The following is a 22,052-nucleotide window of genomic DNA, read 5'->3' on the forward strand; positions in this document are numbered from 1 at the left end:
CATGAAAAAGTTTTTAATTAAAATAGTCCCTTATTTTGTTGCAGTACTTATTGTATTGGCCATACTCGGATCTTATGCAGATGGAAATACAGATGATAACTATATGCATTTTGCTGTTAAAAAGCCCCAGAATATTATTTTAGGAGACTCTCGTGGCTCTCAGGCAATTGTATCCGGAATTTTAAAAAATAAACTTTCTACAGATTTTGATAATTTTTCCCTGAATATTGTGCAATCTCCCTATGGACAGGTTTATTTTAAAGCTTTAAAAAGAAAATTAGATCCCGAAACTAAGAATGGTATTTTTATTTTAACGGTAAACCCATGGAGTGTATCCTTGAGTAAGAGTATTAAGAAAGAAAAAGATTTCCCTGAAGAACATTCTCCACTAAACGATATGCACTTTTATGATTGGTCTCCCAATTATGAATATTTATTGAAGCACTATACAAGAAGTTGGTTTAAAATTTATACGGAACGAGCGGAGGTAGGAAGGTCAAATACCTTTCTTCACAATGATGGCTGGCTGGAAGTAAATATAGACATGAATGCAGACTCTGTAGCAATGAGAACTCATCAGAAAACAATGTTTTATAATGATCTGGCAAATGTTGTGGAACTTTCACCAGAGCGTCTAAAAGCTTTTAATGAAATCATCAATTATCTGAGGACAAAGGGCTCTGTTTATATTGTCCGAATTCCAACCTCTAAAAATCTTACCGCCATTGAAAATAAAAAATATCCTCATTTTAGTAAATTATTGCAGGATATTGCACATCAACAAAATATAAGGGTGTTTGACTTTTCGAAAAATTATGCAGATTATGATTATACAGATGGAAACCATATGTATAAAGAGTCTGGAAAGAAGCTTACTTCCCAGATTGCAGACTCTATCATAGCCAGTAGGAAAAAATAAAATAATTGAATGGTGGTGTACCTATTTCAGTTCCCCAAACATATTGATGTTAGAATAAGTTACCCCTGAAATTAATATTATAAATTCCCGATCGTATACTTTTATAATCTTTTAAAAAATATTTTAAGATCATTTTCCACTTTTTTGACGTTGTGGAGTTAGCAATCTGAAAGCTTCTGTACATTCTCAAAATATGGAGCCTTACATTTTCAGGAATAGTGGTTTCATTTTCAGCCCAATCATTTACCTCTTTCCATAAAAGAACACGAGTTGTTGCCGGGTTTATTTTTTTAGAATCCACCTGTGTAATTCTATTATCTTCATGTACCCCTCTTATGGCCACTGCCTTATCCAAAATTCCGGGATAAAGATTAAGGTAATAAGAGAGCCTGAATAAAAACTCTGTATCCTGATGGAGCCTTAGGCTGGCTTTGAATAGGATATCCATTTTTTTCATCAGGGAATCCTTACGTATTGTTAATGCATCAATACTAAAAAGCCCAAAGCTTCCTAACATGTAAATTTGACCAAGAAAAACGTCCTTGGGATCATGTCTTTTATAGACTGTAGTTAGCCTGTCTCCAAATAACTGATAGTATTGTTGTTTTGCTTTTTCAGTATAATAGTGTACGCCAAGTGCGCCGTAGACACCCTCTACTTCAGGTCGTTTAAAGAGTTCCTTTTCAGCATCAAATCTATTGGGAAGATAATAATCATCAGCATCTAAAAATGAAATGAAATCTCCTGTAGATTTTTCTATTCCCAGATTCCTCGTAGGGCCAGCACCGTGGTTTCCTTTGTCGGGATGTTGATACAGCTTTACCCTGTCATATTGTTCGGCAAGTTGTTCACATACCTGCAATGCTTGATCAGGAGATTTATCCTCTATCAGAATGACTTCATGTACTTCATCAAACTGAAGGGCCGATAACACAGCTTGGGATACGAATTTTTCAGCATTGTAAACGGGAATGATTACTGAGATTTTCATGTTTTTATCAACTTAATTTTTTAAATCATTTGTGTGTTTAAAAGTCCTGCAATATAATCAATTATAAAGACTTATGCCTGAATTTTTTTACATATAAAAGTAGATATATTTTCCTTTGGTTTATGGGTCAAAAATTAGCTGAATAGGACCTATTCAGCTAATTTTAGCAGAGAAACTGATGTGTTTTCTTCCCTATTCTTATTTAAAGTTACGAATTTATAATTTAAATTTTTATGAAATCAGCGAATATCTGAAATTGATATTATACAATCCCGATCTTATACTTTTATAATCGGTAAACAGGTATTTAATAATCATACCCCATTTTTTTAACAAAGGAGCCTTGGCAATTTCAAAGCTGCGATGCATTCTTTTGATATGGAGTTTGATGTCTTCAGAAATATTGTTCTCCGTTTGTGACCATAGCTTCACTTCATTCCAAAGTAATGCCCGGGAGAATGCCGGATCTATGACACGAAGATCCACTTTTGTTATTCTGTTGTTTTCATGTACTCCTCTTATGGCAATAGCTTCATCTAAAATTCCGGGATAAAGATCCAGATAATAAGAAAGACGAAACAAAAACTCGGTGTCTTCATGAAGCCTTAAGTGTGGTTTGAATAAAGGTTTCATTTTTTTTATTAAAGACTCTCTTCGAACCGTTAAAGTATCAATGCTGAAAAGCCCAAAACTTCCCAGCATATGTAACTGTCCGGGAAATACATCCTTAGGATCATATTTTTTATAGACGGTGGTTAATCTGTCTCCAAATAACTGATAATACTGTTGTTTTGCTTTTTCAGAATAATACTGTACTCCGAGAGCACCGTAAACACCTTCTACATCGGGGTTTTTAAATAGTTTTTTTTCAGCTTCGAACCTATTGGGTAGGAAATAGTCGTCTGCATCTAAAAAAGCTATAAAGTCACCTGTTGACTTTTCTATGCCTAAATTTCTACTTGGGCTTGCCCCGTGATTTTTTTTATCAGGATGTTGGTAAAGTTTTACTTTTTCATGTTTTTCAGCGAGCTGCCGGCATACCGCCAATGCATTGTCCGGGGAATTATCTTCAATTAGAATAATTTCGTACACGTCCTCCAACTGAAGAGCTGAGTCTACTGCCTGGGAAACATATTTTTCTGCATTATAAACGGGAATAACTACTGAGATTCTCATTTTCATTTCTCCTTTTTACAATAAATTTAGAATTATAATTGTGTTTTATTTAGTACCTTTTGAATTACGAAATTTAAGCTTTTAATTTTAGTTTTACATACTAAGTATAGTTTTTTTCCATAAAATAGTATACAAACATTACTGGAGTAATTATAATGTAGATTTTAAGTGTAAATTATTTTTTTTGAAAATTTAAAAACGCTATAAAATCTCACTGTAGGGAAAAATATACTATTGATTTATCCCCTGGAATAAATGTTTTAAGTGGGTGGATTGTAGAAATTAATAAAATTAATTTCTATGAATGGGTATAAGTGAACCTATATTTTGTTCTTAATATATTGGGGTTTTTAAGAATGGTAACCAATAAATCTACGGTTTTTGAAAGCCCTTTTTTTGTTGAAAGTTCAAATGCTTTTTTCTGAAGATAAATGTGCTGTGAGGCATCTTTTTCCAGCGTTAAAGTTTTGGACCATTCGTACAGGGAATTCCAGAAGAGGAATTGTCGCTGGTTGTATTGTGGGGAATATTTTACAATTTTTGTAATCCTGTTATCATCATGCATTCCTCTTATGGCAACCGGCTGATCTATGATGCCGGATTTCAGATGACAATGATGGGCAAGCTTCATGATAAAGTCGGAATCCTGATGAAGTCGGAGAGCTTCATTGAATCTTAATTTGCTGGATTCAAGGGAAGACCTTCGGATGGTAAGGGCATCAAGCGTAAAAAAAGAACCAAATATTTTTTGGGTAAGCCCCAATAAACCTCTAAAAACCTCATTTCCCTCTGCAGGATAATTAACAGTTAACAGGTAGTTGTCATTAATATTGGAAAGAAATTCTTCTTTCCCTTTCTCAGTCAGATATTCAGTGCCAATGGCATTGAAAACACCATCTGTCTTTGGATTTTTAAACAATTCTTTTTCAGCGGTAAATCTGTTAGGAAGAAAATAGTCATCTGCATCCAAAAAGGCAATGAAATCTCCAGTTACTTTTTCTAGCCCTAGATTTCTGCTGGCACCAGCACCATGGTTTTCTTGATCAGGATGTTGAAAAAGTTTTACCTGATCATATTTCTGAGCAAGCTCTTGGCAAATCTGAAGAGCATTATCTGGTGATTTATCTTCTACCAGAATAACCTCAAATACTTCATCAAGTTGTAAGGCGGATTCTACAGCTTTTGATACATATTTTTCTGCATTGTAAACAGGAATAATTACTGAAATCTTCATTTTCATTTATTGTAATAAGTGAAACGATACTTGGTCTTTAATATTTCCGGGTTTTTTAGAACTTCACCCAAAATATTGCAATATTTGACAAATCCTTTTTTTAAGGAAAGATCAAATGATTTATAAATTAAATAAATCCTTTTTCTTGACTCGGAGGGAATTTGATTATCGGAAGCCCAGCTATTCAGGGAATTCCATAAAAGAAATTGCCTTTGATTGTATTGAGGAGAGTATTTTATAATCTTGGTGATCCTGTTATTGTCATGAACACCTCTTATAGCAACAGCCTTATCTATACAACCCGTCTTTAAATGACAATGGTAAGCCAGCTTGATAATGAATTCCGTATCCTGATGTACCCGAAGATCCTTATTAAATCTGATATGATGAGGTTCCAGAGATTCTTTTCTTATGGTAAGGGAATTGAGGTGGAAAGATGTACCGAAAGTTTTAGTTGTTAAGCCTAGAAGGCCTTTAAATATTTCTTCTCCCTCCGCCGGATAATTAACGGTGCTGAGTGATGTCTCCTTAAATTTGGATTCAAATTCTTCTTTCCCTTTCTCTGTTAAATACTCAGTACCAATGGCATTAAAAACACCATCTATCTTTGAGTCTTTGAAGATTTCCTTTTCAGCATCAAATCTATTGGGTAGGTAATAGTCATCTGCATCCAGAAATGCAATGAAATTACTTGTGGCTTTTTCAATGCCCAGATTTCTTGCCGCTCCTGCACCATGATTTCCCTGGTCAGGATGTTGAAATAATTTTACCTTAGGGGTTTCACTACTTAGTTGCTGACAAATTTCCAGTGAGTTATCTGTAGATTTATCTTCAATTAAGATAACTTCTTTTACTTCATCAAATTGTGCAGCAGACTGCACAGCCTTTTCCAGAAACTCAGCTGCATTGTATACAGGTATGATAACAGAGATGTGAAGCATTACAATACAGATTTGTTATTATCTGCCCATAAGGCAAGCTGTAAAAGGTTCCAGTGTCTTTCATCCTTATCAAGGAAATTTTGAGCAGCCTTAAAGTCAATATAATTGAAAACCTTATGATTGGGATCTTTTAATAAGTCATTTGAAAAGTTCATCAGATTATCTTCTTCAAACCAGCTTTTTACTCCAAGGCCAAACCCTTGTTTATGTCGGTTTCTGATGGTTTCAGTCCAATAAGATCCCATTGCCTCCCGAAGAATGATTTTGTCATTGTTATCATTCAATTTCAATTGATCTGGCAGCTGTATACAGAACTCTGCAAAATCAAGATCCAGAAATGGAGTTCTTACTTCCAGAGAGTTGGCCATAGCCATTCTGTCGGACTTTACCATCATATTGGCAGGAACATAGTTTTCAAGATCTACTCTCATAATATCATTAAGAGAATCAGGATTGGGCGTAAAACTATAGGTTTGCAGATAATCGGAAGATACTCCCAGAAGATTGCGTTCCTTTTTATTGAACGCATTTCTTACATCATTCAGGTGAAAATCCATAATGGATGAAAACTCCATGTTTTTCTGGGTAAGAAATGAAGTAGGTTTCAGCTGTTGATATAGTTTTAGCCCAAACTGAGCAATTATATTTTTATAACTGAAATGCTTCTTTAATTTATTTTCAACAGTATAGAAATGATAGCCCCCAAACAGTTCATCTCCTACATCTCCTGATAATACTACGGTAAGATTCTTTTTGGCTGCTCTGCAGATTTCATAATGTGGGATAAATGAGGCATCCGCAAAAGGCTCGTCAAAGAATGGCGATATTTTTAAAAGAGAGGAGACAAGATCAGATTTCTGCTCATGAACCTCTATATGATTGGTTTTGTATTTGTCAGCAATTTCTTTTGCATATTTCAGTTCGTTGTCCTTGTGGTCATACCCAAAGCTGATAGTAGTCTGGTGGGGTAGAAATTCATCTACCAATGCTACAACGGAAGAGGAATCTAATCCTCCGCTCAGAAAACTTCCTACTTCTACGTCGGCAATAAGCTGTTTTTTAACTGCATTTTTCAACAGATACAAAAATTCTTCCTTAGCGTCGGAAAGGCCAATCACTCTGTCTTTTGCAGGTAAGCTGTAATAGCGTGATATTGTGAAATTGCCATCTTTCCAGATCAGTTGATGTGCTGGTGGAAGGGTAAATATATTGCTGTAAATACTTTGACTGGAACTTACATATCCGTATTGTAGATAGTGGGAGAGTGCCTCGGAACTTACTTTAGGCTGAATAAGCCCGGAAGCCAGAATTGCCTTAATTTCTGATGCGAAAATAAATTCATTGTTTTTGCCAATGGCATAGTAAAAAGGCTTTTCCCCAAAACGGTCTCTGGCACAGAATAGTTGTTGCTTCTGGTTATCCCAGATAGCAAATGCAAACATACCCGGCAGATCATGAATGAGGTTTTCCTGTTTTCTCTGGTACATGGCGAGAATAACTTCCGTGTCAGAGCTTCCGTGGTAAGGGTATTCGCCGTAATGTTTTTTTATATCCTGATAGCCGTAGATTTCACCATTGAGAACAATACATTCATTTTTTGTATTGGAAAACATAGGTTGTTTCCCATTTTCAGATAGGTCTATAATGGAAAGCCTACGATGGCCTAGTGCAGCATTGTCATAAAACTCATGGTGTGAAGAATCTGGTCCGCGGTGGATCAGTGAGTCTGTCATTTTTTGAATCTCTTCCTGATAATTTCTGGCATTACTGCCTATAATTCCCGCTATTCCACACATAATATTTTATTTTTCATCATTAATTTTCAAATTTTGTATGAGCTAATTTACGACAGATTCAGAAAAGTAGGGCCTGCCTGAATTAATTGATTTCGTAAACTGCTTAATTTTTCACTATCTCTTGTGATTTTTTTATATTTCAAAGACAATTCCTTGTATTTTCCAATGTTTCCTGTCATCAGGTTTTTAAACATACTTTGTTTTAACGACTTCTTTTCCAGTTGTAAACCGTTAGGGAAATTCGGGTTTAGAGTGTTGATTTCAATACGAACATCTTCGTATTTATTGAAGTCTATTTTATGAAGAAGCTGCACTCCGTCATGTACAACTTTACTGCCTGGAACAAGAAGTACTTTTTTTTGTTGGAAATGAACCCTGTTTACATATTCGTCATCTTCACCATAATGGAAAAAGTAAGGATTGAAGCCTCCAATTGTTTCTATTGTTTTCTTGGGTAAAAGCCAATGAGCAGCATTTACAAAATGAATTTCGTAATAAGGTTTCAGGGTCTGAAAGTACAGATCTGAGATCATCCTTGTTTTTTCGTAATTCTTTGCGATATATTGATCCAGGAAAATGTCGAGGTATTTTTCTGTACCATCCACATGAATGGGGCTTATAATTCCAATTTCATCCTTGTTGGGGTGATTGTTATAAACTTCCAGCATTTTTTCCATGCTGTTTTCGTATAGCCATGCGTCCTGATTCATCAGATAAAAAAAATCGGCGCCGTCTTTATATGCTTTTTCAATTCCAATATTATTGGCCTTTCCAAAACCAAGGTTGGATTCGGATTGGGTAAAGTCTACTTCAGGAAAATGGTGTTGAATATACTCCTGAGTACCGTCTGTAGATCCGTTATCTATAACGAAGCACTTTACAGGAACAGAAGATTTCCTTAGGCTGCTAAAGCATCTTTCTGCCCATTTCATGGCATTGTAGGTAATAATAATAATATGAATCTTCGACATTTTTTATCTTAATATTTTCATTGGGAAATAAAGTTGGCCATAATTTTAAAGCAAATTAGTGATTCTAAAATAGAAAAAATAGTATACGCGCTTAAGAAGGCCATCAAATTCCGGAAAGACTAAAAATCCCTGGGTCATAAGCATCATTTTCCAGGAAAGGTTAAATAGTATTACCAGCCCTGCTATCATTTCCTGCTTCTTGGTAAGCACTAATTTTTGCTCTATGGCTATAAATATGGTGAGCAGAGAGAAAAAGATATTAGTCCATCTTCCCCAATCTAAGGCCATATAAAATAATGGAACAAGAAAAAGAATTTGTATTACAAGAAATATTGTATTGATTTTAACCTTATTGAACCTACTGTAAATGTAAAATGTTAATGCCCCAAGCAAGATGCTTATACCATAGGTTTGATAATCATATAAGTGAGATTTGTAATGGTTTAGGACATTATAATTGGGATCATAATCAAAAATTCCCATCTCATTAAGGACTAATCCATGAGCTTTAAAGAATGATATAGTATTTTCTGTCCTTAAGTTAATTCCAAACTTATAAAGAATGAACATGATAATAACCGATGGGAGAAACTGGTAGAGTAGTATTCTCTTTATTTTATCAAGTGGCGAACCATTATTTTTCATAAAGTAAGCCATACCTACAAAAGGTAAATAAAAAAATGCGGCTTCATGGGTGAGAAGGGCAATGATGATAAAAAAGGTAATGCTAAGGTCCTTAATAATAACTTTAGAACGAAGACGTAGGATATATATCAGGTAAAGTAGAAAGAATAATATCTCTTTTCTTGTAGCAATGTTAGGATCTTTAAACATCATTCCAAAGCCCACCGGAAGTAATATAAGAACAATAGTAAGCAGGTTGTTTTTTTCTTTTCGGAAGAGTTGTATCAACAGGAAGAAAAGAACCGTGTATAAGAGAAATACAAATGCAAATACAATGTATTCAAGCTGAATATTGGTAAGTTCATTGATCCATATGAATAGAGTTCCGAAAAGTCCTCTACGCTTAAAACCTCCATCCTGATAATTGATAATCCATTCTCCAAAACACCATCCTCCCTTTTGCGTTACAATCAAAAAGTATGAAGTTTTGATACTTATACAATAATAAATGATTAATATTAAGCTGATTATGTAGTTGATTATTTTTGTTTTCATACTTATTATCCAAGCCTGAGTTGAGTATTTATATATCCTTTAAAAAATTTTGAAATAGAAAAAATAGTAAAGTTTTTTAATGAAAGCGTCAAGTGCCGGAAAAGTTATAAAGCCAGCCGTAAAGAGCAGCATCGTCCATAATGAATTGAATAGGATTAAAGCAATGGCAATCATATTTTCTTTTGCCGTACTGATCAATTGTCTTTCACCTGCTATGAAGATGGTTAATAAAGTAAAGAAAATATTAATCCATCTTCCCCAGTCATAGGCAATGTAAAATAAGGGAATCAGGAAAATGAACTGAATCATCAGAAACCTTTTACTGATACTTATCTTGTTAAATTTACAATATATAAAAAAGGTAAGGGAGGCAAAAAACAAACTTATGAGGTAGGTTTGATAGCCGTATAAATGGGACTTGTAAAAATTCAGGACATTATATTGAGGATCGTAGCCGTAAATTCCTTTAAGAACTAGATCCAGTCCGTGATTTTTCAGAAACAACAAAGAGTTTTCTGTACTTATGCTATAGCCAAATTTATAAAGCAGTAACATGACAACCACTGCAGGAGCAAGATGGTAAAGCAATATTTTCTTTAATTTGATAGAAGTTGCTGAACCATCTTTTACAAAGTAGGTGAAACTTACAAAAGGGATATAGAAAAATGCCGCTTCATGATTAAGAATCGCAGCAATAATAAAAAATGTGACAATCAGATCTTTTACCACCTTTTTTGATTCAAGGCATAAAAAATAAATCAGATACAAAACAAAAATGAAGATTTCCTTTTTTGCAATGATCGTAGGATCTTTTAAAATCATCCCCAATCCTGCCGGAAGCAAAAGAATACTTATGGTAAGCAGTGTATTTTTTTTCTGAACAAAAAGCTGTATCAGAAGAGAAAAAAACAAGGCATACAGGATAGATACAAATGCAAATACAATGTATTCAAGCTGAATATTGGTAAGTTCATTGATCCATATGAATAGAGTTCCGAAAAGTCCTCTACGCTTAAAACCTCCATCCTGATAATTGATAATCCATTCTCCAAAACACCATCCTCCCTTTTGCGTTACAATCAAAAAGTATGAAGTTTTGATACTTATACAATAATAAATGATTAATATTAAGCTGATTATGTAGTTGATTATTTTTGTTTTCATACTTATTATCCAAGCCTGAGTTGAGTATTTATATATCCTTTAAAAAATTTTGAAATAGAAAAAATAGTAAAGTTTTTTAATGAAAGCGTCAAGTGCCGGAAAAGTTATAAAGCCAGCCGTAAAGAGCAGCATCGTCCATAATGAATTGAATAGGATTAAAGCAATGGCAATCATATTTTCTTTTGCCGTACTGATCAATTGTCTTTCACCTGCTATGAAGATGGTTAATAAAGTAAAGAAAATATTAATCCATCTTCCCCAGTCATAGGCAATGTAAAATAAGGGAATCAGGAAAATGAACTGAATCATCAGAAACCTTTTACTGATACTTATCTTGTTAAATTTACAATATATAAAAAAGGTAAGGGAGGCAAAAAACAAACTTATGAGGTAGGTTTGATAGCCGTATAAATGGGACTTGTAAAAATTCAGGACATTATATTGAGGATCGTAGCCGTAAATTCCTTTAAGAACTAGATCCAGTCCGTGATTTTTCAGAAACAACAAAGAGTTTTCTGTACTTATGCTATAGCCAAATTTATAAAGCAGTAACATGACAACCACTGCAGGAGCAAGATGGTAAAGCAATATTTTCTTTAATTTGATAGAAGTTGCTGAACCATCTTTTACAAAGTAGGTGAAACTTACAAAAGGGATATAGAAAAATGCCGCTTCATGATTAAGAATCGCAGCAATAATAAAAAATGTGACAATCAGATCTTTTACCACCTTTTTTGATTCAAGGCATAAAAAATAAATCAGATACAAAACAAAAATGAAGATTTCCTTTTTTGCAATGATCGTAGGATCTTTTAAAATCATCCCCAATCCTGCCGGAAGCAAAAGAATACTTATGGTAAGCAGTGTATTTTTTTTCTGAACAAAAAGCTGTATCAGAAGAGAAAAAAACAAGGCATACAGGATAGATACAAATGCAAATACAATAAACTGAAGCGGGATTTTGGTAAGTTCATTGATAAAGATGAACAGCGTGCCGAAAAGCCCCCTGCGCTTGAATCCTCCATCCTGATAATTAATCAGCCACTCACCAAGGTACCAGCCATTTTTGTAGAAGACAATCTGAAGATAGCTGCTTTGAATACAGATCCAATAGTAAATGATAAATATTGAACCAATTATGTAATTGATTATTTTTGTTTTCATATACCTCTTGATTGGTTATTAAGTTGGATTTTTTAATATTTACTTTAATCAATAAATACCTTTTTAAAAGTATCCATTACGGGATGAGGTAGAAACTTTTCATATAATTCCTTTGCAGACAAAGTGAGATCTGAATCCAGAATAATATCCTGAAGTTCTTTACCGTCCTGGTAGTAGTAAGCCTGATCTTTCATATGGCTGATATGGGCTTTCTCAGGAGGGTTGGCAAAAGCAATTACAGGCTTTCCCATAATGGCAAATTCTGCAACAGTAATTCCGAATGTTTCTCCTCTTTCGCGGGCATGAAGTAAAGCATCACAAGTATTGATAAACTTCTGTTTCATGATAATATCCGAGCTTGGAGGTAAAAATATAATATTGGATGGAGCAGATTTCCACCATTTCTTTTTGATAAAAGGATCCACCCCCATGAAGATAAAATAGATATCTTTATACTTAGAAGCTATTTTTTCAATCGTCTTTTGGGCAAAAAGAATATTAAAGCTAATGTGTCCGCCATAATATCCAAATACTTTTGCTTTTGGGGGAATATTTAGTTCTGCTCTCAGATCCTGATTGGTTTGAGATTCAAAATTAACCATGTGGGGTACGTAGGGATATTTTGAACCGGTCATTGCTTCACTTAGCCACTCAGAAACATAAGCATAAACATCACCATGAGGTTCAAAATGGGTAAAAACACTGTGTATTGCAGTTTTACATTCCTTGGAATCTATACCGTCCACATATCCGTTTTTAATGGCATAAAAAAGATCTACATTATTTTCACGAATCAGCTGATCTACTTCCTTGAAGTCAGAGTAGCCATGCACACGAAAACGTTTTTCAAACTTTTCAATTCCCAATGGATGATTGGTCTTTGAATTTTTATTGTAAACAATTATAGATTCATTTCCCAGATATCTTTCATTGAAATCTGCATAATCATATACTGCGATGGAAGTCCCTCTGTAGTTGAGTTCATCCTCATGGAAAAGAATTTTCATCTTAGTTGTGTTATTTAAATTTATTTTTCAGTCTACCTAATATTTTCTGAAAGATGGTTTTCTTCGGATATTTGGTAAGATCATTGTGCATAAAAAGTCCTTCTCCCTGCGCAATTTTGAAATTCTGTTTTACCCACCACGCTGCAATATTTCTTTCAAGAGAAGCTGTTTCCCCTGAAAAAGGAATAATGGTTTCCAGCAGGAATTTCTTTCTGACAAGATAAGGATTATTGGTCCAGTTGGCCCAACGTGAGGTTGTGATAAAAAATGTTCCCTGCTTTTGTATCTTATCGGGAAATTCTGTCGCAGGATCCAGCCAATGTAAGGATTCTAAAAGATGAGGTGAGGTACATTCATGCCAGTCGTCATAATAGTTCAGTTCATTTCCCTTGTGCCTTATTGATATCAGGGGATATCCCGGATTTTCTCTGCTTCGGTAACGGATTACATCAAATCCGTTGTCAAGCATTTCCAGTCCGCTTTTAAGTTGTGTAAATATGGTCTTTTGGTTTTCAATAAGCTCCCAGTCATGTTCCAGAAAGAGAATGTTGTCACAAACTGCATTTTCTGCAAGCATTTTCATTCCTTTCCCGATTCCAATATTATCTTGTAGCCCAATATATTTGATCTTATACTGATCTGCCAGCTTTTTATCCTCTTCATTTACTTCCTGAAAAAGAATGACAATATCCTCGGTCATGTTCAGAAGACCGAATTTACTGTAGGATTTAAGCGTGTTTTTCAGTGTTTTTCCCGTTTTCCAGGAAAGAATGCAGATACTTATGGGTAATTTTTCCATATTTATTGAGGTCTAAAGATTAAGGAACGGATGCTGTGCCGTCTTAGATGTTTTTCTGGCAGCCTCTATTTCTTTAAATTTTTTAGAAAAATACTGATACTGTTCCATATAAAACTTATACTCACTTATATTTCCTTTAGCTCCCATTTTAAGTGCAAAAGATAGGAGGGCGGTCTTTTCCCTTTTGGTATCATAACCATAGTTGAGGTCAAGGTATTTTGTTTCCCTTTGCATGATCATGGACAGCCTTTTATTCTTTAATAGTTCGGCCTTATCATTAGGCTCTTTTTTGTAAAACGATTGTACAGTATCATGTACGACCTTACTTTGGGTGCATACCACTGTTTTCAGCCCGAAATAAATGATTCGGTTTACATATTCGTAATCTTCGGCACCATGAAAGAAATAAGGATTGAAGCCTCCTATTTTTTCAATAATATTCCTTGGGATACACCAGTGTGCAGCATTCACAAAGCTTATTTCGTAGTATTCTTTTGCTTCTCCAAAATAAATATCAGAAAGCATTCTGTTATTTCTCAGGTCCTTGGCCAAATAATTTTCAAAGTGAAGATCCAGTTTTCTTTCACTTCCGTCAAGGTGCATGGGGCTTAGAATCCCAATTTTACTGTTGTCCGGATGATTGCTGTATACCTCCAATATTTTTTGAAAACTGTCAGAGTAAATCCATGCATCCTGATTCATCAGATAGAAGAAATCTGCTCCTGCTTTGTAGGCTTTTTCAATTCCAAGATTATTGGCTTTTCCAAAACCTAGATTTTCCGATGCCTGAATGAAGTCTACTTCTGGGAAATGGGTTTTTATATATTCCTGTGTGCCATCTGTAGAGCCGTTGTCTATGGTAATACATTTAACAGGAAGAGAAGGACTTCTTAAACTGGTAAAGCATTTCTCTGCCCATTTCATGGCATTGTAAGTCACAATAATAACGTAGATAGTAGCCATTTTAGATATACTTTTGGGTTAGATTTTCCAAATAATCCTCAGGACTTATTTTGGAGAAAAATGTAATGATATCTTCATCAAAATCTACTTTATAGAAATCCCCTTCATCCGCTTCTGAATAAAGCCCTTTCTTGTTGGCCTTTTTTTCAATGGAACTAATTATTTCCTTTAAATCATAATAATAAGGATAAGAGATATTGATCACTTTATTGCCTGCTTCCAAGCCATACGAATTTATGAACTTTGAAATATCTTCAATATCCAGAAGTAGTCTTCTAGCTTTAAGATGCAGAGTAAATTGATTATGGTTGGCAATCTGTGTTTTGAGAAAATTAAAAAGTGTATTCGGATTTCCTCCTTGCCCAACAATGTTTCCGATCCTAAGGATTAGATAATGATCAACATTGTTTTCTATATACTGTTCAATTTCTTTTTTATGAACTACATAGGGGCTGTTTTGTTTGGATTGATCGAGAATACTGAGGGTTGAAAAATAGACTAATTTCTTTTCTTTATTTTCTGCACACGTATTCTTTAAAAGTGAAAACTCTCTTTCAAATTCTGAAGCTCGTGTCTCTAACGAATTTGAAACTCCGGAAGCGAAGAAGAGGATCTCTCTTGAATCTGCAGTTTTTAATGAGTTAGCGACAAGTCCTGTGCCTATAATCATAATGTTTTTAAGTGTTTTTTTATTTTGCTATAAATTTATTATAAATGGTAAGAATAAGAAGTTGGGTTGGGAACAATTTCTTTCTTAGTATTACCTTTTATACTTTTTCCAGATTGAAGCTAGTTTTTTATGAATCTTTAATCCTAGCTGTCTGTTGGTCTGCTTAAGTTCTTCACTAACTTTATTGGTTTCTGTAAACCAGTGCTCAAACAGCTGAATTTTATTATGGATAATCTTTTTTGATGATTGCTTTTTCTCAATACAATTCAGAATTGCTATTTCAAATGCCAGAGAAGCTTCTTCCCAATTGTACCATTCTTTAGCAGTTTGTAAGGCATTTTTCTTTAGCGTTTCCAGTTTCTGTGGATTGTCTTTTAAACTATTAATGTATTTAAGAATTCTTGCATCATCATTCATTTCAGCAATAAGCGAATTAAATTCATGCTTCATATATTCCTCGTGTCCTGTTACATTATATGTGATAGCTGTACCTCCACAATGGAACATTTCCAAAGGGGGGCCAAACATGCCTTCCACAGTACTGAGTTTTACTAATACATCACAAGAGCGGTAAATTTTCTGTGTTTCATGCGTTGGGATGTTAGAGAATACTCTATCTACCCCTTCGTAATTCTGAATAGGTGAATTAGTCAAAAGCCAAATTTCATCTGCTTTGGACTTTTTACAAATCTCAATAGTTTTTGGAACATTCTTAAAACTACTCTGAATATTTCCTTCAATTAAGACTCTCAGTTTTCCACTTTCTTTAGGAGCATGAGATTCTCCAACTGCAGAATAGTTTTCTTTGCGAATTCCGTTGAGGACAAGCTCTGAATCTATATCGTAGTTGTTTTTAATGTACTTTTGAATCCAGCTGGCCTCTGTAATTACATTGAGTCCTAAAAGATAAGTGGATTCTGCAGCATTTTGATTATTAAAATCACTATCGGGATAGAATTTAGATTCTACAGACTGATTAAAATAAAGATAATGATCTGCATTGAGATGTAGAAGTCCGTAGCAGGTACGCCAGAATGTTGCAATGAGTACATCAAAATGAGTCTTTTCAGCTTCTTTTAAAGCAAGTCTGGGTAATTTTTGGATTCCATCAAACCAGAAGAGTTCCTCATCCTTAACAACGGTGTCAAAAATAAGTACCAGTTCAAAAGTTCCTCTTTTATAGATATGAGAAAGATGTTCAAAAATAACATTATTACCTCCTGAAAGGGAGGGGGAGGCAAGGATTCCTATTTTTAATTTTTTTTTCATCATATTCTCGTTTTTTGTTCTGTTCCTTGGTGGATAATGTTAGAACAGTTTATTTGCTATTTTGTAGAGGAAAGGAGGGACGTTATTTTGAATACTAAAAATAAGTCTTTTTAAGTGAAATGGATAAGCCTGGTATGCACTGAAGAATTCTTCCGGAAGTTTTTTTCTTTCCAGATAATACTTTTGGGCTATGCTATTTACGCTCCCTTTTGAAATTCCTTTTTTATCAAACATCATCTGAAGGAAAGCGGCCTCTCTTTCAATTCTTTCTGCTTTTAATTTGGAAATGTTTTCGTCATGCAGTCGATAATACGCCAGTTTTTCAGGAATATAGGTAATTAAATACCTTTCACTGATCTTTAGCCAACGGTAATAATCTTCTACGATAAATTGAGTGTCATATTTACCGGTTTCTCTGATTACCTCTGTCTTTGCCAATACAGTTAAAGCAGCAATTCTATTCCCTTTTAATAGCTCATCCTTAAAAATCCTTGGATCTTTTTTTCCCATGGCGTCATAATCTGCAATATCCTCAATGATCTGGCTGTCATTATTTATCGCATAAGTGTCTGAAAAAGACATCCCATATTCATTTCCCAGACCCTCAAGGGCGGAGACTGATTTTTCAATGGATTCCGGATGTAGAAAATCATCAGCAGCAATAATCTTTATATATTTTCCCTTGGTAAGTTCAACACACTCGTTAAGCATTGTGGGCAATCCCGTATTTTGAGTGTGAAAGTTTTTTTCTGCAGGGTAATTGTTTTCTTTTAACCACTCTTCAAAAACTTCTACCGAATGATCAGGAGAAGCATCATCACCCACAATTAATTGGATGTTTTTGTAGGTTTGATTTTTTATACTGTCCAGATTTTCTTTTATAAACCTGGAGTGATTATAGGAAACTACAACAATAGTTACTAATGGTTGTTCCATTTAAAAGCTGTTTACCGTTTTAATGATCATTTGTATTTCTTCTTCTTCTAAAACAGAGGAAATAGGAAGACTTAAAACTTCTGCATGAATTTTTTCACTTATAGGGAAAGAAAGTTCTTTCCACTCCTTATATGCCTCTTGCTGGTGAGGAGGAATAGGATAGTGGATAATGGTTTGTATCCCTTGTTCTGTAAGGTAAGCCTGAAGCTCATCTCTTTTTGCTGTTCTGATAACGAAGACATGCCATACATGTTCATTCTCATTTTCAGGATTTTCAGGAAGAATGATATTGGGGTTTTTGATTTCTTCAATAAACCTTTTAGCTATAATTCTTCTTGTATTGTTCTCCTCGTCAATATGCTTAAGCTTAACATCTAAAACAGCTGCCTGTAGCTCATCTAATCTGGAGTTTAAGCCTTTATAAATGTTTACATATTTTTGGTTAGATCCATAGTTTGCCAAAGCTCTGATGGTTTTTCCCAAATCATCATCGTTGGTCGTTACGGCGCCACCATCACCTAGTGCTCCCAAGTTTTTTCCGGGATAAAAGCTGAATCCTGCAGCATCTCCCAGATTTCCTGATTTTATATCATTCCATTCTGCTCCGATAGCCTGAGCATTATCTTCAATGATTTTTAAACTATGTTTTTCTGCAATTTCTTTAAGCTGATCGGAAAAAACAACTCTTCCCTGAAGATGAACAATAAGAATACCTTTTGTTTTTGAAGTAATTTTTTCTTCAATTTTAGAAATATCAATATTGTAGGTGTTAAGTTCGGGTTCTACCAATACCGGTACTAAACCGTTGTCTGAAACTGCTAATATAGATGCGATATACGTATTGGAGGGAACAATGATTTCGTCTCCTGCTTTCATTATCCCTAGTTCTATGTAGGCACGAAGAATAAGACGCAACGCATCTAGTCCGTTAGCTACACCAATAGCATGTTTTGTTCCTATATATTGGGCTAAATTGGTTTCAAAACTTTTATTTCTTTCTCCTTGAAGATACCATCCGGAACGGAATGTCTGTAATAAGGCTTCTTCTGTTTCTTGTTGGTATTGTAAGTTTATTTTTTGAAGATCTAAAAATTTAATCATTTCTTTTTATTTTAAACATGTTACGTATATTTCAGTACAATGGTGAGGATACTTTTCCTCCTAATTTATAAAATCTTTCCATCATAGTTTCACTTCAATTATTTTCAATTTGCCCATTTGAAATAGGTTTAAAGAAAATATCGCTTTCATCCATTATTTCATAATCCGCTTTTGGAATGTCATCTTTTAAAGTATTCAAATTGTATATCTTGGTAGTGTTCAAATTCAATTCATATTTGTTTTTTAATAATCCCATTTGTCTATTGATAGCTTAGCATTGGGAAAGAAATTTTAAAATATTCCATTATCGGATAACCACGAATAAAAAAGCATTAAAACTTCAATAAGATTTTCAATATGCTCCGGATAGTATCAAACTTTTTATATGTTTTAAACTCTTTAAAATATAAGTTATGTTTTGTAGTTTTTTGGATAATCAGAAGCTGATTTAACAAACCTTTAGAGCTTTCAACCAAATCCAGAGTCGAAAAGTCATTTACTAAATATTTGGTTAAATATCCAAGTGAAAGTCCTAATTCTAGAACTGACTCTCCTTTGAAATAAAGTTTTAAACTTAAATAATTCAATTAACTTAAAATCAAAGTTAAGAAAAGGTCTGTTATAGAATTGTGCCGAATCTTGGACTTTATTTTTATAACTTTCTATTTGTAATTTTGTCTATGTTTAAATCCAGAACAGTATTTATGATAATATCTGGTTGATAGGGGAGTAAACTTTTTTTACTTAGAAAACCAGAAAGAACAGCAGCTGTTCTGATTCCTAATAATTTGCCTGTTTGAATATCTTTTCCTGTATCTCCAATAAACCAGTCTTCAGGAGTTATCTCTACTGTATCTTTAATTAAACTATGTTTTTCCTGTTGCTGTTGAGTTACTAAAACTTTCGTAAAAATATTTTCCCAGCCGAATGATTTTATTTGTGAGAGAGCGGTGCTTTCCGATTGGCGAGCAGTTACAACAAATAGAGAATGATTTTTAGATAAGCGCATGAGTAAGTCTACTATACCTTCAAAAGGAGTATCTAATTGTAACCATTTTTCTAGTTCAATTTCCGACATCCATTTTTTTTCAAAATTATTGTACTGCTCGTTAGAATAGTTAAATTTTGAAAGTAGAATTTCTTTATGACTTATTTTATCACGCTTTAAGTCCCAATATTGATGAAATGACAATTCAGAATTGAGAACTAATGACTGGAATAGTTGATATAGCCTTGGTCGAGAATCTATTAAAGTACCATCAAGGTCAAAAAAAATATTCATATTATTTTTTATTTTTTTTCATGTACTCAAACTCTTCTTTTAGCCCCTTTTCTAAAGAAGTTTCTTTTTGTAACAAGAAAGTATTCATTTTTGAACTATCAAATACAAAGTCTTTTCCTTTTTTTTCAACAGCTATTTTTTCTATCGTTATATCCTTGTTGGAAATTAGTTTTATTGTATTCACCAAATCATTGATAGAAATAGCACGGCTTCCGACTAAGTTTATGACTCCTACATCTTTCAGGTAAATAGACTCTGCAATAGCTTTAACAATATCTTTAATATAAATAAAAGAGCGTAATTCTTCTCCTGTACCCCAAATCTGAACAGGCTTTTCTGCTAAAATATTATGAATTGTTATTGGAATTATTTTCTGATAAGCCTCTTCTCCCGGACCATAGACATGACCTATTCTTAAAATCTGAACAGATTTATTATTTTCTTTCCCCCAACTTTCTACCATCTTTTCTGAATATAGCTTAGAATGGCCATATAGTGAAGTCGGTTTTTCTAAAGTACACTCAGAAATAATTTCCTCATTATCATAGACGTCAAGTGTACTAAGGTAAATGAATTTTTTTAGATAAGGCAAGGAGGCATTTAATAATTTATCTGTATTGAATATATTTGAATTAGATGATTGAATGTTATTTGCTTCACTCCCTTTTTTGGGTGTGAAAGCTCCCGCATGAATTATTGTTTCAATATTTTGAAATCCGTTTTTTAAGAAAAAATCGCTTTCAAACTGATAGTTGTTGTGTAACAAATATCTACATTCTGTTATAGGTTGAGAGGTTAAGCATACTATATTATCTCTACCATATTTTTCAATCAGCAGTGAAAGTAAATGCTTTCCTATAAATCCCGAAGCTCCAGTTAAAAGTAACATTTACAAATTTTTTATTAGTTGTTGTATCTGAATGTTTTTTATTAATTTGGGTTGAGTATCCATACCTCTTAACCACAATAACCCATCTTGCAATGGATTTATTTTTTTATTCAATTGGGGAAATTCATTATATAAAGCAATATCTTTAAATATTTCAGGCATGTTTAATCCCGCTTCTGTAAAAAATAATACTGTTGTAAAGAATCTTGAAATATTTATTTCTGTAGGATTAGGAATGCCATTTTTGTCATAGGCCATATCTACCCCAAAAATTCCATGAGGTTTATCCGAAACAGCCTTTATAGTAGCTATTGATATTCTGTCTACTTCAGGATCTGAATATGTCTGACCTACTTTTGTGACACCTGTAACACCAGAAACAGTTCTATTCCCATGAGTCCATCCTTTTCTTAATCTTGTTTGAGCTACTACTAATTCACCTTCATGCCAAATAGAGAGCCATGTTACCGTATCTGGTGTTAGCATTTCAGCAGCAACAAAGTCTCCCCAGCCATTATATCTTTCGATCCATCCTTTTGCAAAAGAAAAGTCATTTGTGGGCAGCGCTCCTTTGCCTCCTCCTCCAATAGATGAAGCTCTTAGCCATATGTTACCATTTTTGTCACCCAAATCTGAAAAAGCTTTTTTTAGATCTTCTTCATTATTAATCAGGATATTTTCTGGAACTGTTACACCAGCTTCCCTACATTTTAAATAGGTTTTATATTTATGTACACAAGTATCTATAACATCATGAGATGGCATAAACGTCTTGGTACCAGTAGAATGAATATGTTCTCTGATCATAGAGGCATGATAAATCTCTAAATCATTTTGAAAATGTATTAAATCAGGTTTTTCCTGATTCAATATTTGTAATAATGATGCTTTATAATCAGGTTGATTGGCATAAGGTATATAAGAGACTTCATGAGCATTGGATAGTATAAGGTCTGTAGGTTCACTGCCCATGCCGATTATTCTTTCTTTTTTTGAGCTTTTAAGAAGTGAGTTTATTACACCTTCAGATGGTGCACCTCCTGCACCTGCAATTAATATTTTAGTCATTCTATGAGTTTTTGAAATTCATGATAATCCCTTATATAATCGTCTTCACTATATGGCAAAGACGCTAAACATAAAAGTACAGCATTGTGTGAAAATTTTATATCTCTCCAAATTAATTCAGGGATATATAATCCTTTGGTAGGATGATCTAAAACAAAGGCTTCCTTATTTCCATCTTCATCTTCAGTGTTAAAGGTTATTATTCCTGATACCGCAAAGATGACCTGTTGAAGTTTTTTATGAGCGTGCCCTCCACGGGTCACGTCTTGTGGCGTATAATAAGTCCAGTAAACACGTTGTATATCAAAAGGGATGTTCTTTTGTACCTCGGCTATTGTGATATAGCCTAATTCTGAAGAACCTATTTTATCAAAAATAATAATATTTGGTTTGCTTTTTTCCATTAACATATTTTAAAAAGTGTTCAACAATACTTTATGCTACAAAAACAGTCGAATTTAGGGCTTTTCTAAAGAGTAAACCCATTAAAGTAATGTTTTGGGGTTAAAAATATTACTTTAATATTCGGGAGT

The 22,052-nt window shown here is 33.9% G+C and carries 21 protein-coding genes; 1 reads left to right on the plus strand and 20 read right to left on the minus strand.

What is annotated here, in order from left to right:
- Window position 1 precedes the first annotated feature (1 nt).
- Complete coding sequence (locus EG359_RS16090) at window positions 2-919, plus strand: hypothetical protein (protein ID WP_228434997.1); 918 nt, start codon at window positions 2-4, stop codon at window positions 917-919.
- Window positions 920-968: 49 nt separating this feature from the next.
- On the opposite strand, the gene EG359_RS16095 is transcribed toward EG359_RS16090, so the two are convergent.
- The 20 genes from EG359_RS16095 to EG359_RS16190 all read right to left on the minus strand — a co-directional run bounded on the left by EG359_RS16095 (window position 969) and on the right by EG359_RS16190 (window position 21,923).
- Window positions 969-1,910, minus strand: a complete 942-nt coding sequence (locus tag EG359_RS16095; protein WP_076353162.1) for a glycosyltransferase family 2 protein — start codon at window positions 1,908-1,910, stop codon at window positions 969-971.
- A 231-nt stretch (window positions 1,911-2,141) separates the two neighbouring features.
- Entirely contained in the window at window positions 2,142-3,092 is a 951-nt protein-coding gene (locus tag EG359_RS16100; RefSeq protein WP_228434999.1) for a glycosyltransferase family 2 protein, read from the minus strand.
- A 292-nt stretch (window positions 3,093-3,384) separates the two neighbouring features.
- Window positions 3,385-4,320 carry a glycosyltransferase family 2 protein gene (locus tag EG359_RS16105; protein ID WP_076353434.1) on the minus strand — a complete coding sequence of 312 codons (936 nt, stop codon included), beginning with the start codon at window positions 4,318-4,320 and terminating at the stop codon, window positions 3,385-3,387.
- 2 nt (window positions 4,321-4,322) lie between these two features.
- Entirely contained in the window at window positions 4,323-5,261 is a 939-nt protein-coding gene (locus EG359_RS16110; RefSeq protein ID WP_076353164.1) for a glycosyltransferase family 2 protein, read from the minus strand.
- Entirely contained in the window at window positions 5,261-7,057 is a 1,797-nt protein-coding gene (gene asnB, locus EG359_RS16115) for an asparagine synthase (glutamine-hydrolyzing) (protein WP_076353165.1), read from the minus strand. The genes EG359_RS16110 and asnB overlap by 1 nt, the downstream gene beginning before the upstream one ends.
- Before the next feature lie 47 nt (window positions 7,058-7,104).
- Window positions 7,105-8,028, minus strand: coding sequence for a glycosyltransferase family 2 protein (locus EG359_RS16120; RefSeq protein ID WP_076353166.1), 924 nt, complete (start codon window positions 8,026-8,028; stop codon window positions 7,105-7,107).
- Between the two features lie 45 nt (window positions 8,029-8,073).
- Window positions 8,074-9,126 (minus strand): hypothetical protein, encoded by a 1,053-nt coding sequence (locus tag EG359_RS16125; protein WP_076353167.1) that lies wholly within the window; start codon window positions 9,124-9,126, stop codon window positions 8,074-8,076.
- Between the two features lie 120 nt (window positions 9,127-9,246).
- Window positions 9,247-10,290, minus strand: a complete 1,044-nt coding sequence (locus EG359_RS16130) for a hypothetical protein (protein ID WP_076353168.1) — start codon at window positions 10,288-10,290, stop codon at window positions 9,247-9,249.
- Between the two features lie 120 nt (window positions 10,291-10,410).
- Complete coding sequence (locus EG359_RS16135) at window positions 10,411-11,535, minus strand: hypothetical protein (protein WP_076353169.1); 1,125 nt, start codon at window positions 11,533-11,535, stop codon at window positions 10,411-10,413.
- Between the two features lie 44 nt (window positions 11,536-11,579).
- Complete coding sequence (locus tag EG359_RS16140; RefSeq protein ID WP_076353170.1) at window positions 11,580-12,542, minus strand: glycosyltransferase family protein; 963 nt, start codon at window positions 12,540-12,542, stop codon at window positions 11,580-11,582.
- A 10-nt stretch (window positions 12,543-12,552) separates the two neighbouring features.
- Window positions 12,553-13,341, minus strand: a complete 789-nt coding sequence (locus EG359_RS16145) for a hypothetical protein (RefSeq protein ID WP_076353171.1) — start codon at window positions 13,339-13,341, stop codon at window positions 12,553-12,555.
- A gap of 12 nt (window positions 13,342-13,353) precedes the next feature.
- Window positions 13,354-14,304, minus strand: coding sequence for a glycosyltransferase family 2 protein (locus EG359_RS16150; protein WP_076353172.1), 951 nt, complete (start codon window positions 14,302-14,304; stop codon window positions 13,354-13,356).
- A gap of 1 nt (window position 14,305) precedes the next feature.
- A complete protein-coding gene (locus EG359_RS16155; RefSeq protein WP_076353173.1) occupies window positions 14,306-14,974 on the minus strand; it encodes a Rossmann-fold NAD(P)-binding domain-containing protein in 669 nt (222 codons plus the stop codon).
- A 90-nt stretch (window positions 14,975-15,064) separates the two neighbouring features.
- Window positions 15,065-16,246, minus strand: a complete 1,182-nt coding sequence (locus tag EG359_RS16160; RefSeq protein WP_076353174.1) for a glycosyltransferase — start codon at window positions 16,244-16,246, stop codon at window positions 15,065-15,067.
- Window positions 16,247-16,282: 36 nt separating this feature from the next.
- Window positions 16,283-17,179: a glycosyltransferase family 2 protein gene (locus EG359_RS16165; protein ID WP_076353175.1), complete on the minus strand. Its 897-nt coding sequence runs from the start codon at window positions 17,177-17,179 to the stop codon at window positions 16,283-16,285.
- Complete coding sequence (locus tag EG359_RS16170; protein WP_076353176.1) at window positions 17,180-18,280, minus strand: DegT/DnrJ/EryC1/StrS family aminotransferase; 1,101 nt, start codon at window positions 18,278-18,280, stop codon at window positions 17,180-17,182.
- Between the two features lie 652 nt (window positions 18,281-18,932).
- A complete protein-coding gene (locus EG359_RS16175; RefSeq protein ID WP_076353178.1) occupies window positions 18,933-19,562 on the minus strand; it encodes an HAD family hydrolase in 630 nt (209 codons plus the stop codon).
- Window position 19,563: 1 nt separating this feature from the next.
- Window positions 19,564-20,451 (minus strand): NAD-dependent epimerase/dehydratase family protein, encoded by an 888-nt coding sequence (locus EG359_RS16180; protein WP_076353179.1) that lies wholly within the window; start codon window positions 20,449-20,451, stop codon window positions 19,564-19,566.
- A complete protein-coding gene (locus tag EG359_RS16185; RefSeq protein ID WP_076353180.1) occupies window positions 20,452-21,519 on the minus strand; it encodes an ATP-grasp domain-containing protein in 1,068 nt (355 codons plus the stop codon).
- Entirely contained in the window at window positions 21,516-21,923 is a 408-nt protein-coding gene (locus tag EG359_RS16190) for a sugar 3,4-ketoisomerase (RefSeq protein ID WP_228435001.1), read from the minus strand. Before EG359_RS16190 ends, EG359_RS16185 begins: the two co-directional genes overlap by 4 nt.
- Between the last annotated feature and the right edge of the window lie 129 nt (window positions 21,924-22,052).

It is taken from the genome of Chryseobacterium joostei (assembly GCF_003815775.1).
GTDB lineage: Bacteria > Bacteroidota > Bacteroidia > Flavobacteriales > Weeksellaceae > Chryseobacterium > Chryseobacterium joostei.

What these genes read in the sequence shown, in the direction of transcription:
- EG359_RS16160 (WP_076353174.1), bottom strand. Translation starts at nt 16,246, where the DNA reads ATGATGAAAAAAAAATTAAAAATAGGAATCCTTGCCTCCCCCTCCCTT.
- EG359_RS16155 (WP_076353173.1), bottom strand. Translation starts at nt 14,974, where the DNA reads ATGATTATAGGCACAGGACTTGTCGCTAACTCATTAAAAACTGCAGAT.
- EG359_RS16190 (WP_228435001.1), bottom strand. Translation starts at nt 21,923, where the DNA reads ATGGAAAAAAGCAAACCAAATATTATTATTTTTGATAAAATAGGTTCT.
- EG359_RS16175 (WP_076353178.1), bottom strand. Translation starts at nt 19,562, where the DNA reads ATGAATATTTTTTTTGACCTTGATGGTACTTTAATAGATTCTCGACCA.
- EG359_RS16140 (WP_076353170.1), bottom strand. Translation starts at nt 12,542, where the DNA reads ATGAAAATTCTTTTCCATGAGGATGAACTCAACTACAGAGGGACTTCC.
- EG359_RS16150 (WP_076353172.1), bottom strand. Translation starts at nt 14,304, where the DNA reads ATGGCTACTATCTACGTTATTATTGTGACTTACAATGCCATGAAATGG.
- EG359_RS16090 (WP_228434997.1), top strand. Translation starts at nt 2, where the DNA reads ATGAAAAAGTTTTTAATTAAAATAGTCCCTTATTTTGTTGCAGTACTT.
- EG359_RS16100 (WP_228434999.1), bottom strand. Translation starts at nt 3,092, where the DNA reads ATGAAAATGAGAATCTCAGTAGTTATTCCCGTTTATAATGCAGAAAAA.
- EG359_RS16165 (WP_076353175.1), bottom strand. Translation starts at nt 17,179, where the DNA reads ATGGAACAACCATTAGTAACTATTGTTGTAGTTTCCTATAATCACTCC.
- EG359_RS16170 (WP_076353176.1), bottom strand. Translation starts at nt 18,280, where the DNA reads ATGATTAAATTTTTAGATCTTCAAAAAATAAACTTACAATACCAACAA.
- EG359_RS16135 (WP_076353169.1), bottom strand. Translation starts at nt 11,535, where the DNA reads ATGAAAACAAAAATAATCAATTACATAATTGGTTCAATATTTATCATT.
- asnB (WP_076353165.1), bottom strand. Translation starts at nt 7,057, where the DNA reads ATGTGTGGAATAGCGGGAATTATAGGCAGTAATGCCAGAAATTATCAG.
- EG359_RS16110 (WP_076353164.1), bottom strand. Translation starts at nt 5,261, where the DNA reads ATGCTTCACATCTCTGTTATCATACCTGTATACAATGCAGCTGAGTTT.
- EG359_RS16145 (WP_076353171.1), bottom strand. Translation starts at nt 13,341, where the DNA reads ATGGAAAAATTACCCATAAGTATCTGCATTCTTTCCTGGAAAACGGGA.
- EG359_RS16180 (WP_076353179.1), bottom strand. Translation starts at nt 20,451, where the DNA reads ATGTTACTTTTAACTGGAGCTTCGGGATTTATAGGAAAGCATTTACTT.
- EG359_RS16105 (WP_076353434.1), bottom strand. Translation starts at nt 4,320, where the DNA reads ATGAAGATTTCAGTAATTATTCCTGTTTACAATGCAGAAAAATATGTA.
- EG359_RS16120 (WP_076353166.1), bottom strand. Translation starts at nt 8,028, where the DNA reads ATGTCGAAGATTCATATTATTATTATTACCTACAATGCCATGAAATGG.
- EG359_RS16185 (WP_076353180.1), bottom strand. Translation starts at nt 21,519, where the DNA reads ATGACTAAAATATTAATTGCAGGTGCAGGAGGTGCACCATCTGAAGGT.
- EG359_RS16095 (WP_076353162.1), bottom strand. Translation starts at nt 1,910, where the DNA reads ATGAAAATCTCAGTAATCATTCCCGTTTACAATGCTGAAAAATTCGTA.